The sequence below is a fragment of the Sinorhizobium sp. GQ132 genome, from assembly GCF_059758575.1.
On the sequence record NZ_JCAXDX010000004.1, the window covers coordinates 417,898 to 432,724 of the forward strand.

General features: G+C 63.8%; 11 protein-coding genes. 4 read left to right on the top strand and 7 right to left on the bottom strand.

The window, feature by feature from the left end:
* Positions 1-108: 108 nt before the first annotated feature.
* Complete coding sequence (locus AC6CIG_RS13685; RefSeq protein WP_437408038.1) at positions 109-2,367, bottom strand: transglycosylase domain-containing protein; 2,259 nt, start codon at positions 2,365-2,367, stop codon at positions 109-111.
* A gap of 504 nt (positions 2,368-2,871) precedes the next feature.
* Between AC6CIG_RS13685 and AC6CIG_RS13690 the strand changes: the two genes are divergently transcribed.
* Together AC6CIG_RS13690 and AC6CIG_RS13695 are read left to right on the top strand one after the other, a co-directional pair.
* Positions 2,872-3,795, top strand: a complete 924-nt coding sequence (locus tag AC6CIG_RS13690) for a DMT family transporter (protein WP_275597004.1) — start codon at positions 2,872-2,874, stop codon at positions 3,793-3,795.
* A gap of 97 nt (positions 3,796-3,892) precedes the next feature.
* Entirely contained in the window at positions 3,893-4,384 is a 492-nt protein-coding gene (locus AC6CIG_RS13695; RefSeq protein ID WP_437411860.1) for a hypothetical protein, read from the top strand.
* Positions 4,385-4,437: 53 nt separating this feature from the next.
* On the opposite strand, the gene AC6CIG_RS13700 is transcribed toward AC6CIG_RS13695, so the two are convergent.
* The 3 genes from AC6CIG_RS13700 to AC6CIG_RS13710 form a co-directional block, all read right to left on the bottom strand.
* Positions 4,438-5,385 (bottom strand): lysylphosphatidylglycerol synthase transmembrane domain-containing protein, encoded by a 948-nt coding sequence (locus AC6CIG_RS13700; protein ID WP_018093807.1) that lies wholly within the window; start codon positions 5,383-5,385, stop codon positions 4,438-4,440.
* A 363-nt stretch (positions 5,386-5,748) separates the two neighbouring features.
* On the bottom strand, positions 5,749-7,143 hold the full coding sequence (locus AC6CIG_RS13705; protein ID WP_498322821.1) for a M20/M25/M40 family metallo-hydrolase: 1,395 nt from the start codon (positions 7,141-7,143) through the stop codon (positions 5,749-5,751).
* Between the two features lie 94 nt (positions 7,144-7,237).
* Positions 7,238-7,681, bottom strand: a complete 444-nt coding sequence (locus AC6CIG_RS13710) for a MarR family winged helix-turn-helix transcriptional regulator (protein ID WP_018093804.1) — start codon at positions 7,679-7,681, stop codon at positions 7,238-7,240.
* Positions 7,682-8,155: 474 nt separating this feature from the next.
* On the opposite strand from AC6CIG_RS13710, the gene polA reads away from it, so the two are divergent.
* Positions 8,156-11,170: a DNA polymerase I gene (polA, locus tag AC6CIG_RS13715; protein ID WP_437408042.1), complete on the top strand. Its 3,015-nt coding sequence runs from the start codon at positions 8,156-8,158 to the stop codon at positions 11,168-11,170.
* A gap of 220 nt (positions 11,171-11,390) precedes the next feature.
* On the opposite strand, the gene AC6CIG_RS13720 is transcribed toward polA, so the two are convergent.
* Positions 11,391-12,395: a 2-hydroxyacid dehydrogenase gene (locus AC6CIG_RS13720; RefSeq protein ID WP_003531928.1), complete on the bottom strand. Its 1,005-nt coding sequence runs from the start codon at positions 12,393-12,395 to the stop codon at positions 11,391-11,393.
* A 252-nt stretch (positions 12,396-12,647) separates the two neighbouring features.
* Here AC6CIG_RS13720 and AC6CIG_RS13725 point away from each other — a divergent pair, with 252 nt between their 5' ends.
* Entirely contained in the window at positions 12,648-13,151 is a 504-nt protein-coding gene (locus AC6CIG_RS13725; RefSeq protein WP_050563083.1) for an SH3 domain-containing protein, read from the top strand.
* 16 nt (positions 13,152-13,167) lie between these two features.
* On the opposite strand, the gene AC6CIG_RS13730 is transcribed toward AC6CIG_RS13725, so the two are convergent.
* Positions 13,168-13,683 carry a P-loop nucleotide/nucleoside kinase family protein gene (locus AC6CIG_RS13730; protein WP_437408043.1) on the bottom strand — a complete coding sequence of 172 codons (516 nt, stop codon included), beginning with the start codon at positions 13,681-13,683 and terminating at the stop codon, positions 13,168-13,170.
* A gap of 37 nt (positions 13,684-13,720) precedes the next feature.
* The gene (locus AC6CIG_RS13735) at positions 13,721-14,713 is read right to left on the bottom strand and encodes an adenosine kinase (RefSeq protein WP_437408044.1); all 993 of its coding nucleotides are present in this window, start codon (positions 14,711-14,713) and stop codon (positions 13,721-13,723) included.
* Positions 14,714-14,827: the final 114 nt, after the last annotated feature.

The following is a 14,827-nucleotide window of genomic DNA, read 5'->3' on the forward strand; positions in this document are numbered from 1 at the left end:
GGCGTATATAAGGACCGGCGTTTCGGACTGCAAGGCATTCTGCGGGGGGAACGACGGCAAATGCAAGCCGTCATCCACAAACACCCGACGGGGCCCGCTGCCGCTGGTTCAACCGCCGGTCAGCAGGTCGAACAGCGTCGTTCGGCGGGTCCCACCGGTGGTCTCTCCGACGCCGGCCGGCGGGACTGGTCCTCCGGCCTGTTCTGCAGGCCGGACCTGATCGACCGCGGCCATGCCGTCCATGCTTTCGACGCCGTCCATGCCTGCCGGGCGCTCGGGAAAGACGTCGGGATTACCCGTGCCGAAACCCTCGGCCGGCATTTCGCCGGCAGCAGCGATGCCGCCCTCGTCGAAGACCGGCTGCACGCCCGTCGTGCCGAAGAGCGGCGACGGCGAAAGACCCTCATGCGCCGCAACCATGAAATCGTGCCAGGCCTTGGCGGGAAGGCCGCCGCCGGTGACCTTCTTCATGAATTTTCCGTCGTCGTTGCCGAACCAGATGCCGGTCGCGAGGTTGGAGGTGTAGCCGACGAACAGCGCGTCGCGGAAGGACTGCGTCGTTCCGGTCTTCCCGGCCGCCTCCCAACCCGGCAGGCGCGCATTTTTGCCGGTGCCATCCGTCAGCACGCGCACCAACATCCGGTTCATCTCGCTGACGATCGCCGGATCGAGCACCCGCGGCGGGTTGTCGTAGGTGTTTTCGTAAAGCACGGTGCCGTCGGCGGCGGAGATGCGCCGGATGACGTGCGGCGTCGCCTTGAAGCCGCCATTCATGAAAGGCGCATAGGAGGACGTCAGCTCCACCAGCGTCACTTCCGACGTGCCGAGCGCGATCGATGCATTGGCCTGCATCTCGGAATCTATGCCCAGCCGGTGCGCGAGCTTGACCACGTTCTGCGGCCCCACCTCCATGACGAGCTGGGCGGCGATGGTGTTCAGCGAATTGGCGAGCGCATCGGCGAGCGTCACCTCGCCGCGGTATTTCTGATCATAGTTTTCAGGTGTCCAGTTGCCGATCCGGACCGGCGCGTCGTTGCGCACGGACATCGGCGTGCGGCCGATCTCGAGCGCCGCCGCGTAGACGAAGGGCTTGAAGGCCGAGCCAGGCTGGCGCTTCGCCTTGGAGGCGCGGTCGAACTGGCTTTCGGCATAGTCCCTGCCGCCGACGAGCGCGCGGATGGCGCCTGTGCCGTCGATCGAGACGAGCGCCGCCTGGGAGGCGTTGAGCTTGCCGCCCTCGGCCTCGAGCTTCTCGGCGAGCACCTCCTCCGCCTTCTTCTCGAGCGCAAGGTCGATGGTCGTATCGATGACGAGGTCTTGCGTGACTTCGCCGATCATGCCGGGGAGCTGGTCCATCACCATGTCGGCGACATAGTGCTCGGCGCCGGACCAGAAGCTCTTTGCCCGTGTCGGCGCCTGCGACATCGCCGTCTTGATCTCGGAGTCGCTGATGAAGCCTTCCTCGCGCATTGCGCCGAGCACGAGCTGTGCGCGCTCCTCCGCCGCTTCGGGGTCTCGGGCCGGCGACAGCCGTGAGGGAGCCTTCAGAAGGCCTGCGAGCAGCGCCGCTTCGCCGAGATTGACGTCGCGCGCCGACTTGTTGAAGTAACGCCGGGAGGCCGCCTCGACGCCATAGGCGTTCGACCCGAAGAAGACGCGGTTGAGATACATCGCCAGGATCTGGTCCTTGGTGTATTTCTGCTCCAGCCAAAAGGCGAGCAGCACCTCCTGCACCTTGCGCTCCAACGTCCGCTCCGGCGAGAGAAACAGGTTCTTGGCAAGCTGCTGGGTGAGCGTGGAGCCGCCCTGGACCATGCGGCCGCTCATGACGTTCGTGAGCATGGCGCGCGCCAGCCCCAGCGGATCGACTCCGAAATGCGAATAGAAGCGGCGATCCTCGATGGCGATCACCGCCTGCGGGATATAGGGCGACATGTCTTCGAGAGCGACCGCCTCGCCGCCGGTCGCGCCCCTGTTGGCGATGATGTCGCCATTCGCCGCGAGAATCTTGACGTTGGGCGGCCGTTCGGGGATCGACCAGCTCGTGGCGCTCGGCATGCGCGCCCCGTAATAGAGCACGAGGCCGCCGACGCCGATCGCGCCCCATATGCCGAGCACGATGCACCAATAGGCGAGCCGCCGCACGAGGCCGAAGAACCCGCCGCCGGAGCCGCTTCTTCCGGAGCCGCGCCCGCCGGCGCGCCTGCCGGGCTTTTCTCGCCTGGCGCCGCGTTCGGGCGACTTGGCGCGCTTCGGCTTGCCGCCGCCGCCCGAGACGCGGTCGCTCGCGTCGACGCGCAGGTCGCCGCCGTCGTCGCTACTGCCGAAGGAAGGCTCGATCCGCTGTCCTGATTTGCCGCTCGCCATGCCGGAAGGAAATATCCCCTTTGGGGGCCGGACCGGTGCCCATCGCCCCCAGGCGATCCCGGCCGTGCCGTTGTCGTGCGGTAGGCTCCACCCCGTCCGCTGGTCCCGATGCGTTGTACTTTAAATGCGGCAATTTAAGGGGGAGTTAAGAGCTCTCTTGCGAAAAAGGCAGATTGTTCAAAACCTTGCATCGGCCCCGGCCTCCTGGTTCCACACCCTTGGAAGGCTGAACGCCGCCTTGCATCCGGCGCAATGCTGCAATGCAACATTCGCACTATTACCTCAGCGAAAATAATCTATTCTCCTCCTTGTCGAAGCGCTGTACCTCCTCCCACGGCGCCCGGCATTCGGTCGGTTCACTCCTCCTCCCAGAACCGATCAAGTTTAAGACCCCGAGCCACCTCCTCCCGGCTCGGGGTCTTTCTGTATCTGGCGATACCTGAAAGCGCATCGCATTCGCGCGACGCGCTTCGGATCCGGCCAGATGCACAGGGCGAAAAACTCGTGGCTGCGGCCGCAAAGCGCGTGTATCACCACCCCATGAGATCCAAGGCAAACGGTTACGTCTTCGCCCTTCTGGCGATCGTCATCTTCTCGATTCAGGACGGCATCTCCAAGCATCTGGGCGCCATCTACCCGCCGGTCTTCGTGGCAATGATCCGCTACTGGGCATTTGCCGGCTTCGCTGCGGTGATCGCGGCGCGGGCACCGGGCGGATTTGCCGCGACCGCGGTGACGAGAAAGCCGCTCATTCAGCTCCTGCGGGGCGTCCTGTTGCCCGTGCAGATCGTCGTGGTGATCACGTCCTTCACCATCGTCGGGCTGGCGCATTCGCAGGCGATCCTCGCGGCCACTCCGCTCTTCGTGGCGCTCCTGTCGATGCCTCTGCTCGGCGAACGGGTCGGGTGGCGGCGCTGGTCGGCGATTGCCGTCGGACTCATCGGCGTTCTTCTGATCCTGCGGCCGGAAGACGGGTCGTTCGACGTGAACTTTCTGCTGCCGCTGGCCGCAGCCGTGATGTTCGCCTTCTATGTCATCACCACCAGGCTTGCCAGTCGCGACGATTCGGCGATGACCAGCTTCTTTTATACCGGCATCGTCGGCGCCTTCGCGATCAGTCTCGTCGGGCCCTTCTTCTGGGCGACGCTTTCCGGGGCGGACTGGATCTGGATGGTGCTGCTCTGCATCACCGGCACGTCGAGCCACTATTTTCTGATCCGCGCCTACGACATGCTCGATGCCGCCGCGGTTCAGCCGCTTACCTACCTGCAGCTCGTCTTCGCCTCCGTCATGGGCGTGACCATCTTCGGCGAGACGCTGACGACGAACATGATTATCGGCTCGGTGCTGGTGGTCGCCGCCGGCATCTTCACCATCTGGCGCGAGCATGTCGTCGGCCGCCGAAAGGCCGGTCTGCCGCCCCGGTAAGCCTCTCCTTCGACTCAAAATCGTCGGGATCGTACCGGACACTCGCGAGCGCGCCGGCTTCTCGGCCGGCCGGCTCATCCGTTCGAAAGGAGAGAGAATGAGGGTTCGCTGCACCGTGCTGATCGCCCTTGCCGCCCTTGCCACGCAGGGGATCGGGGCCAGGGCACAGGAGGAATTTCCCTATGTCGACGACCGCTCCGACGGCGCGGCGCTCGTCCGCTCGCTCTACAACGCGATCAACCGGAAGGAATATGCCAGAGCCTACGGCTACTTCGGAGCGTCGAAACCCGTCGGCGAGTTCAAGGCCTTCGCCGACGGTTACGCCAAGACGGTGTCGGTGGAAGCGAAGTTCGGCAAGGTCGTCACGGAGGGCGCTGCCGGCAGCATCTATTCGGCCGTTCCGGTCGCGATCAAATCCATCGAAGAAGGCGGACAGACCCGCTTTTTCTCCGGCTGTTACGTGACGAGGATCATCAATCCGTCGCTGCAGGTGCCGCCCTTCACGCCCTATCAGATCGAGACGGCCCGGCTCGACGAAGCGGAAGGCCCCATCGAGAAGGCGATCCCCGCCACCTGCAACGCCCCCTGAGGTCCGGACGGAAAACCGTTCCACACTTTTCCTGGAAGTGCTCCAGCGAAACTCTACGGCTCCTTCGCGGCACGCTCGGCCAGAAAGCGGGAATGCTCGAAAACGAGGATGACGACGAGCGCCAGCACGAAGGGGACGAGGAGGTAGAGCAGCCGAAAAATGGCAAGCGCAGCCAGAACGTCGGCCGGGTCCATTTCCGGAAGCGCCGCGATGAAGAAGAATTCAAGCACACCGATGCCGCCCGGCGCATGGGAGAGCAGCGCGGCGGAGAAGGACGCGAGGAAGATGCCCAGAATGACCAGATAGCCGGGATTGCCGGCTTCGGGCAGCGCGAAATAGATGATGCCGGCCGCGCCCAGAAGCTCGACGGGGGCGATGATCAATTGCCTCAGCACGATGGAGGGTCGCGGGTAATGCAGCTGGAACCAGCGCGTGCGCAGCGGCCGCATGCCGACCAGGCTGCCGAGGACGTAGAGCGCGATGAGCGCGAGAATGAGGCCGCCCGTCGTCAACGACATTTCGATGGGCAGGAACTCCGAAAATCTCTCGATGATATTCGGCCTCAGGAGCAGCACGATGGCCGAGAGCATCAGCGTGCCGAGCGTGAAGGTGAAGGAGCAGAAGGCGACGAGCACGCCCACCTCTCCCGGCGTCAGGCCTTTCGACCGATACGCTCGATAGCGCACCACCGCGCCGGAAAAAACCGAGGCGCCGAGATTGTGCGAAAGCGCATAGGTGGTGAACGAGCAGAGGGTGATGAACCACAGCGAGATGCGGTGGCCGAGATGATCGAGCGCCAGCCGGTCATAGGCGGCAAGCGCCGCATAGGCGACAAACGTCGAACCGATGGCGAGCAGCCAGCTTTCGAGCGAAATGGCCTGGAAGCTCGCCAGGAACTCGTTGAGAGACAGGCCGCGCAGTTCATCGACGAGCGCGCGCACCGAAACCAAGATCGCCGCAAGCCCCACAACGGGCCAGAAATATGCCTTGAGCCGTTTCATGCCGGGGCTTCTGCGTGATTTTCCGGCGGAAATCGATTCACGAGCGAAGCGTCGCGGCGATGCGGGTGCCCATCAGCAGCGGCCGGTTGAAGGCACGCCAAGCGCTTCGCGGTGCTGCCGAGGTGGCGATGCCCATTCTGCGTAACGAAAGAAACATGCTCGGGACGACGCGTCCCGATCCTTGCACTTGCCAACAGCTCATTTCCCACTTTGGTTTGTTTTCAAAAAGGGAAGCATCCCAAGGCAGGCAGGTCAAGCAAAGTCGACTTGATATCCGTCAAGCGGATGCGATTTGTCATTCATGGCCGAAGGCGGTGGACAATGGCCGAACGGTGTTCACCATAGCCCCCCGCCCGCAAAGCTTTACCGCGTGCCGAGTGCGTCGAGAATGCGAACCCACGAGCGGATGCCCTTGTGGAAGGACGCGAGCTCGTATTTCTCATTGGGCGAGTGGATGCGGTCGTCGGAAAGACCGAACCCGACCAGCAGCGATTCCATGCCGAGCATCCGCTGGAAATCGCCGACGATCGGTATGGAGCCGCCCATGCCGATGACCACGGCGGGCTTCGGCCATTCATCCGAAAGTGCCGCCTTAGCCGTGCTCAGCAGCGCCGAATCATAGGGAAGATGAATAGCCGGCGAACCGCCATGCGCATGAAATTCGACGGAGCAGTCCGCCGGAATTTTCGAGCGCGCATAGGCGCGGAAGCTCTCGCGGATCTTTGCCGGGTCCTGCTTGCCGACCAGGCGGAACGAAACCTTGGCGGAGGCTTCTGCAGCGATCACCGTCTTGAATCCTTCGCCGGTATAGCCCCCGGTGATGCCGTTGATCTCCGCCGTCGGCCGTGCCCAGGTGAGTTCGAGCACGGAGCGGCCCCTTTCGCCGGAGGGGATAGAGAGGCCGATCTCGCCGAGGAATTTCTCGGCGGTCTGTCCGAGCGTTTCCCAGCCAGCCTTGATCTCGGCCGGCGTCTCCTCGACGCCTTCGTAGAAATCGTCGAGCGTCACGCGGCCGGTCTCGTCGTGAAGGCCGGCGAGAATCTCGGCCAGGATATGGATCGGGTTCGCCGCCGCGCCACCGAAATAACCGGAGTGCAGGTCGCGGTCCGCCGCCTTGACGACGACCTCCTCGCCGACGAGGCCCCGCAAGCCGGCCGAAATCGCGGGCGTGTCCCGGTCCCACATGCTGGTATCGCAGACAAGAGCGTAGTCGGCCTTGAGTTCACCGGCATTGGCTTCGAGGAAGGGCTTGAGCGACGGAGAGCCGGATTCCTCTTCGCCCTCGAAGAGAATGGTGATGCGGCAGGGCAAGCCGCCACGGGTCTCCTTATAGGCGCGCACTGCCTCGACGAAGGTCATCAACTGGCCCTTGTCGTCGGCCGTACCCCGGCCGGTGATGATTTTGCGGCCGGGCTCGACCTCCTTGACGGAGGGCTCGAAGGGCGGGGTCTCCCAGAGGTTCAGGGGATCGACCGGCTGCACATCGTAATGGCCGTAGAAGAGCAGGTGCGGAGCGTCCGCCTTCTCGGCAGCGTGATGGGCGACGACCATCGGATGGCCGGGCGTGTCGCGTACCGAGGCTTCGAAGCCGATCGCTCCGAGTTCCGCCACCAGCCACTCCGCAGCCTTGCGGCACTCCTCCTTGAAGGCGGGATCGGTGGAAATGGACTTGATGCGGACGAGGTCGAAGAGCCGCTCGAGGCTTTGCGGGAGATTTGCGTCGGCGCGCTCGAGAACCGGGGTGATATCTGCCATCATGCGAATCCTTTTTGGGTTTCGCGGCGAAACTAGAATCGAAACCCGGCGGCTTTAAGCGAAAACTTTTGATGCAACGATAAATTGTCGGGTGAAATCAGGAGGCGTCGCCGTGGCGCGCCGTATTCGCCAGCGCCATGCGCATATATTCGAGCATCAGTTCTTTCTCGAAGCGGCGAAAGCCGGAAAGCAGCGACTGCTCCGCTGCAGCAGCAGCCTCCTTCGCAGCGGCCTCCATCTTGCGGGCTCGTTCGGTCAGGAATATCTGCTGCGAACGCTTGTCGTTCGGATGCTTGCGGCGGACGATGAGGCCGTCTCGCTCCATTCGGGCGAGCGTATTGGCCATGGTTGCCTGCTCGATGTCGAGCCGGTCGAGAAGCTGTCTCTGAGTCAGCCCTTCCTCGGACCATAATTCCAGGAGGACCGGGAATTGCCCGGGGGCAAAGCCGAGTTTCTGACCGCGCTCCTGCAGGGCGCGCGAGAAACCCCTCGCCAACAAGCTGGCCAGGTAAGTCGCAGATTCCATACGATTGAAGGCCATGTCTATGCCTACGCGGGAAGGAGCGCGAAGACAAGTTACAATGCCTGCAATGAAGCCGAACCCGCGCCGACTTCACGGGGATTTGAGACTGTGTGGCGATACGCTTTCGACTGACGGGCATAGGCAACAAAAAACCGCCACGGCGCGGAGGCTGCGCCGTGGCGGCTCTTTGAAAGCGGGACAAAGGCCCGGAGAGGGGGATGAGGCCTTTGTCCTCATCTGGTGCGGGCGGGGGACAGGCCAATCACCAGACTCACGGCATTGAATGATTGCCGCTCGACATGATTTGTGGAGTCAAATGTGGCATTTCAAGGATAGGGAGACTGAATCGCGCATTACAAATGCGTAACGTTTGCGTGAGTGTTCGGCACCGGAATATCAGGGTTCCGGCAGGCCTTTGTCGCTCCACTTAAATGGGGTAGCGCCGGAAAAGCGCAATGGACCTTTCCCCTGCCTCGCGCTATCCATGGCCGCATGAAAAACGGTGATCATCTCTTCCTCGTCGACGGCTCGGGCTTCATCTTCCGGGCGTTCCACGCCATCCCGCCGCTCAACCGCAAGTCGGACGGGCTTCCCGTCAATGCGGTTGCGGGATTCTGCAACATGCTCTGGAAGCTTTTGACCGACGCGCGCGACACCTCGGTGGGCGTGACGCCGACGCATTTGGCCGTGATCTTCGACTATTCCTCGAAGACCTTCCGCAACGGGCTCTACGACCAGTACAAGGCCAACCGTACGGCGCCGCCGGAGGATCTGATTCCGCAGTTCGGGCTCATCCGCCACGCCACCCGCGCTTTCAACCTGCCCTGCATCGAGAAGGAGGGCTACGAGGCCGACGACCTCATCGCGACCTATGCGCGGCTTGCCGAGGAGGCGGGCGCCGACGTGACCATCGTTTCCTCCGACAAGGACCTCATGCAGCTCGTCACGCCGAAAGTGTCGATGTACGACAGCATGAAGGACAAGCAGATCACCGTTCCGGACGTGATCGAAAAGTGGGGCGTGCCCCCGGAAAAGATGATCGATCTCCAGGCCATGACCGGCGATTCGACCGACAACGTGCCGGGCATCCCCGGGATCGGGCCGAAGACGGCAGCCCAGCTCCTCGAAGAATATGGCGATCTGGACACGCTGCTCGAACGGGCTGGCGAGATCAAACAGCAGAAGCGGCGCGAGTCCATCATCGCCAATGCCGATCTGGCGCGCCTTTCGCGTGAGCTCGTGACGTTGAAGAAGGACACGCCGCTCGACGTTCTGCCCGAGGACTTCAGGCTCGATTCGCAGGACGGCCCGAAGCTCATCGCATTCCTGAAGGCGATGGAATTCACCACGCTCACGCGCCGCGTCGCAGCGGCGACCGACACGGATGCGGAAGCGATCGAACCGGCTCATGTGCCGGTCGAATGGGGCGCGCAGGCGCATGGGCCGGATCTGGACGTCGGCGAGGCCGGCGGCCCGTTGCCGTCGCCGCAATCATCGAGCGCGACGCCGCCCAGGGGAAATGCGGCCAGGGCGGCTGTCTCCTTCCTCTCCTCCGGCCAGGATGCCGATACGACCGGCGCGACGCCCGCGGGCCTCGCCGAGGCGCGTGCGTCCTATTTCGGCAAAGCCGCCTTCGATCATTCCGGATATCTCACCATCCGCGATCTCGATACGCTCGAGCGTTGGATCGCCGACGCCCGCGAGGCGGGGCTCGTCGGCTTCGACACCCAGGCGACGTCGCCCGACGCCATGCGCGCCGACCTCGTCGGCTTTTCGCTCGCGGTCGCCGATTACGCGAACAACCCTTCGGGCTCCAGGATCAGGGCGGCCTATGTGCCGCTCGCGCACAAGAGCGGCGTCAGCGACCTCCTGGGGGGTGGACCCGTCGACAGCCAGGCACCGGTCCGTGAAGCCCTTAGCCGGATAAAGGACCTGCTGGAGGACCCGTCCGTCCTGAAGGTCGGGCAGAACCTGAAATACGGCTACCTCGTGATGAAGCGGCACGGCATCACCATGCGAAGCTTCGACGACACGATGCTGATGTCCTATGTGCTCGATGCCGGCAACGGCGCCCACAGCATGGATTCGCTTGCCGAGCGGTGGCTCGGCCACAAGCCGATCGCCTATAAGGACGTCACCGGCACCGGCCGGTCTTCACTCACCTTCGACTTCGTCGACATCGACAAGGCGACGACCTATGCGGCCGAGGATGCGGATATCGCGCTAAGGCTTTGGCATGTGCTGAAGCCCCGGCTCGCCGCCAAGGGGTTGACGCGCGTCTACGAGCGACTGGAGCGACCGCTGATTTCTGTCCTTGCCGGGATGGAGGAACGCGGCATAACCATCGACCGGCAAATCCTGTCACGCCTTTCCGGCGAGCTGGCACAGGGGGCGGCGGCGCTCGAAGACGAGATCTATCGCCTCGCCGGCGAGACATTCACCATCGGCTCGCCGAAGCAGCTCGGCGACATTCTCTTCGGCAAGATGGGCCTTCCGGGCGGCTCCAAAACCAAGACCGGGCAATGGTCGACCTCCGCGCAGGTGCTCGAAGACCTCGCGGCCGCCGGGCACGACCTGCCTCGCAAGATCGTCGACTGGCGGCAGCTGACCAAGTTGAAATCGACCTATACCGACGCCCTGCCCGGCTTCGTGCATCCGGAAACGAGGCGCGTCCACACCTGTTTTGCAATGGCTGCGACGGCGACCGGGCGGCTTTCCTCCTCCGATCCGAACCTGCAGAACATTCCGATCAGGACCGGCGAAGGCCGCAAGATCCGCACGGCCTTCGTGGCGGCGCCGGGACACAAGCTGGTCTCGGCCGACTATAGCCAGATCGAGCTGAGAGTGCTCGCCCATGTGGCCGATATCCCGCAGCTGCGCCAGGCTTTCGCCGATGGCGTCGACATCCATGCGATGACAGCTTCCGAAATGTTCGGCGTGCCGGTGGACGGCATGCCGAGCGAGATCCGCCGCCGCGCCAAGGCGATCAATTTCGGCATCATCTACGGCATCTCCGCCTTCGGACTAGCCAACCAGCTTTCGATCGAGCGTTCGGAGGCGGGTGACTACATCAAACGCTATTTCGAACGCTTCCCCGGCATTCGCGACTATATGGAGAACACCAAGGCCTTTGCCCGCGAGAACGGCTATGTCGAGACGATCTTCGGACGCCGGGCCCACTACCCGGACATCCGCTCGTCCAATCCGTCGATGCGTGCCTTCAACGAGCGTGCTTCGATCAACGCCCCGATCCAGGGCTCGGCCGCCGACATCATCCGCCGCGCGATGGTCAAGATGGAGCCGGCGCTCGAAGCGGCAAAGCTCTCCGCGCGAATGCTGCTTCAGGTGCATGACGAGCTGATCTTCGAGGTGGAGGATGGCGAGATCGAGCGCACCATTCCGGTCATCATCTCGGTGATGGAGAACGCCGCGATGCCCGCGCTCGACATGAGGGTGCCCCTCAAGGTCGATGCGCGCGCGGCACACAACTGGGACGAGGCGCATTAAGGCCTGTTGGGATCTGGAATACCCGGCGCCGCTTGTTTGATCCCTCCTCCCTTTGCTCGTCACAGGGATCCAGCCAGACCAGGTCCTTGGGCTGAAAGAACGCTTCCCGCGCCGCAGACGCGGCGCTGCTCTCGGCCCGGTGACGAGCACAGGGACGAGGGTAGAGAGGATGCGGCCCCTCGGCGGATAGCGCCGCGGCTTTTGCCAAAGTGGTGGTGTTTCAATCCCGCCCCGGAAGGACCCGGTCCGGCGGGCGATGGCCGTCGAAGAAGGTGCGGATGTTGATCACCACCTTCTCGCCCATGTCGATACGGCCTTCCAGCGTCGCCGAGCTCATATGCGGCAGGAGAACGACCTTTCCCTCGCCGGCGAGCTTGATGAGCTTCGGATTGACGGACGGCTCGTTCTCGAACACGTCGAGCCCGGCGCCGGCGATCTTGCCCTCGCGGAGGCTCTTGATCAGCGCCGCCTCGTCGATGATGCCGCCGCGCGCGGTGTTGACGATGTAGCTGTCGGGCCGCATCAGCGCCAGCCGCCGGGCCGAGAGCAGATGATAGGTCGCCGGGGTCGACGGGCAGTTGACGGAGACGATGTCGACGCGGGCGAGCATCTGGTCGAGGCTGTCCCAATAGGTCGCTTCCAGCATCTCCTCGGTTTCCGGTTTGACGCGGTGGCGATTGTGATAGTGGATCGAAAGCCCGAAGGCCTTGGCACGGCGGGCGACGGCGGTGCCGATTCTCCCCATGCCGACAATGCCGATGCGTTTCCCGGCAATGCGCCGCCCCAGCATCCAGGTGGGAGACCAGCCTGCCCACTCCCCCTTGCGGTCGGTCAGCACCTGCGCACCTTCGGCGAGCCGGCGCGGCACCGCGAGGATCAGCGCCATGGTCATGTCGGCCGTGTCCTCCGTCAGGACGTTCGGCGTGTTGGTGACGGTTATGCCTTTGCGCGCGGCCGCATCCACATCGATGTTGTCGACGCCGTTCGAGAAGGCGGCAATGAGCTTCAGCTGCGGCCCGGCCTGCTCGATCAGAGCCGCATCGATCCGGTCCGTCACCGTCGGCACGAGCACGTCGGCCCGTTTGACCGCGGCGACCAGCTCCGGCTGGCTGCGCGGCGTGTCATCGATGTTCAGCTCCGCGTCGAAGAGCTCACGCATCCTGGTTTCGACGACATCCGGCAGTTTGCGGGTGATGTAGACCGTTGGCTTTTTCTTGCTTGTCATTGCTGTGAGCGGCGCCCTCGTTGACGGGTCCTTAACCAAGTCGGGTGATAGTTCTCCCTACAGCCGCAATTTCTACCAGACCCGGTGGGGAACACAATTGAAACTCGCCGCCCCGTGCGGGGATTTGAAAAGTGCGGGAATCTGCGAGCGCCTGGCCGGTCAGCACCGCAAGGGCTTGCGCCAAGCCCTGCTTACCTTCGGAAGATGAGCTTCGTCATGCGTCACTTCATTTCACGAGTTTCCACCCTCACGATGGCAGCCTTGCTCGGAGCGGTCTTGACGGCAGGCACCGCCCAGGCGCAGGCGGCGAAGGGGCCGAGCGGCCTTCCCCTCCCCCGCTTCGTCAGCCTGAAGGCGAAAAGCGTGAACTTGAGAATCGGCCCGAGCGTCGACTATGCCGTGGCGTTCCGCTATCTCAAATCCGGCGTGCCGGTCGAGATCATCCAGGAATATGACAACTGGCGCCGTATCCGCGACGCCGACGGAACCGAGGGCTGGGTCAACCAGGCGCTTCTCTCCGGCGACCGCACGGCGCTGGCCGCCCCGTGGATGCGCAGCAAGGGAGAGGGAGTTTTCGTCAACATGCGGCGCGATCCGCAGAGCACGGCGCCGATCGTCGCGCGCGTCGAACCAGGCGTCATGCTGCACATCGGCGAATGCAACGGCGACTGGTGCCATGCCGACACGCAAGGGGTCGAAGGCTGGATCGCCCAGAGCGAGATCTGGGGCGCCTATCCCGGCGAGGCCTTCAAGTAAGCGGTGCGGGAGGGCGTCAGCTCCCCGGTTTCTGGCGTTCGAGCTTCGAAATGAGATCGGCGACGAGCTCGTCGGGGCTCTTCTTCGCGGTGTCGATGACGAGGGGTCGCGATCCCCAATCTTCGTAAACGCGATCGATAATCTCTTCCCAGCTTGGTTTCGTCAGACCCGGTACGTCGGAAAGCCGGGTTTCCGCGCGCCGGCGATGTTCCCCCTTGTCCGAGCAGACGACCTCCACCTCGACCGCCCGTGCCGCCGATCGGTCTGCCACGGCGAGCCAGGCCTCCCGCGTCACACCCAGGCCATTGACGGAATCCGCGATGACGGTGTGGCCGAGCGTGAGGTTGTCTTCAGCCACCCCGTAGGCCGCTACATATCCTGCGGCCCCGACGTCGGAGCCCGGACCGCCCGAAACCCGGATGCATTGCTCGATCGTATCGACGCGCACATGCACCGCGCGCAATCGCTTCGCCAAAGCGCGAGCAATCGTCGTCTTCCCGGATCCGGGCAAGCCTCCCAAGATGATGAGCATGAACGCGCGCTTTCGATTGGCCGCTCGGACGGGCGCCTCAGACGAGAGCGGCCTGCCGGGCAGCGGTTGCAAGCGAGACCAGCGGCCGCGGGCCGATCTGGCCTATGACGATACCGGCTGCCAGATTGCCGAGCCTGCTGCACTCGTCGAGCGAGCGGCCGCTGGTATAGCCGAAGAGGAAGCCGGCGGCATAGAGATCGCCGGCGCCGGTGGTGTCGACCACCTGCTCCAGAACGCTCGCGCCGACGCGTACGCGCTCAGTGCCGCGCACGACGACGGAGCCTTCCTCGCTCAGCGTGACCGCCGCAAGCTTGCAGTCCTTGGCCAGCAGCTCGAGCGCGCGATCGAAGTCCTCGGTCTCGTAAAGCGCGAGCGCCTCCTGCCGGTTGGCGAAAACGATATCGACCGTGCCCGAGCGCATGAGTTCGAGAAACTCGCTGCGGTAGCGATGCACGCAGAAACTGTCGGACAGCGTCATCGCCGTTTCCCGCCCATGGGCGTGGGCGATGCGCGCCGCTTCGCGGATCGCATCCTTGGCACGTGGCGGGTCCCACAGATAGCCTTCGAAATAGGTGACCTTCGACTGGGCGACGACGTCGTCCTCGACGTCCTCCGGGCCGAGCTCGACGCAGGCGCCGAGATAGGTGTTCATCGAGCGCTCGCCGTCCTCGGTCACGAAAATCATCGAGCGGGCCGTCGGGGGGTGGCCGTCGAGCGGCTTCGTCTGAAAATGGACGCCCTGTGCGCGAATATCATGGGTGAAGATTTCGCCGAGCTGGTCGTCGGCGACCTTGCCGAAATAGGCGGCGCGGCCGCCGAGGCTCGCGACGCCAGCCGCCGTATTGCCGGCGCTGCCGCCGGAGGCTTCGACCGCCGGTCCCATTCTCGAATAGAGCAGTTCGGCACGATCGGCATTGATGAGGTTCATCGCGCCCTTGATGATGCCGTTTTCTTCGAGAAAGCTGTCATCGCAGCGCGCAATGATATCGACGATCGCGTTGCCGATCGTCAGAACGTCGTATTTTGCCATGAACTCCGTCCGGGTTTCCTTGGTGACCGGTGTTCGTTAATAGCGGTTTTCCGGCCATTTGGAAGACGCAACAGCGTTATGCGCTTCTTCAAATGCGGGAAGGCTCCCGCATGC

Coding starts and splice junctions, on each gene's coding strand:
- AC6CIG_RS13685 (WP_437408038.1), bottom strand. CDS start 2,367: ATGGCGAGCGGCAAATCAGGACAGCGGATCGAGCCTTCCTTCGGCAGT.
- AC6CIG_RS13735 (WP_437408044.1), bottom strand. CDS start 14,713: ATGGCAAAATACGACGTTCTGACGATCGGCAACGCGATCGTCGATATC.
- polA (WP_437408042.1), top strand. CDS start 8,156: ATGAAAAACGGTGATCATCTCTTCCTCGTCGACGGCTCGGGCTTCATC.
- AC6CIG_RS13705 (WP_498322821.1), bottom strand. CDS start 7,143: ATGATGGCAGATATCACCCCGGTTCTCGAGCGCGCCGACGCAAATCTC.
- AC6CIG_RS13730 (WP_437408043.1), bottom strand. CDS start 13,683: ATGCTCATCATCTTGGGAGGCTTGCCCGGATCCGGGAAGACGACGATT.
- AC6CIG_RS13695 (WP_437411860.1), top strand. CDS start 3,893: ATGAGGGTTCGCTGCACCGTGCTGATCGCCCTTGCCGCCCTTGCCACG.
- AC6CIG_RS13720 (WP_003531928.1), bottom strand. CDS start 12,395: ATGACAAGCAAGAAAAAGCCAACGGTCTACATCACCCGCAAACTGCCG.
- AC6CIG_RS13700 (WP_018093807.1), bottom strand. CDS start 5,385: ATGAAACGGCTCAAGGCATATTTCTGGCCCGTTGTGGGGCTTGCGGCG.
- AC6CIG_RS13725 (WP_050563083.1), top strand. CDS start 12,648: ATGGCAGCCTTGCTCGGAGCGGTCTTGACGGCAGGCACCGCCCAGGCG.
- AC6CIG_RS13710 (WP_018093804.1), bottom strand. CDS start 7,681: ATGGCCTTCAATCGTATGGAATCTGCGACTTACCTGGCCAGCTTGTTG.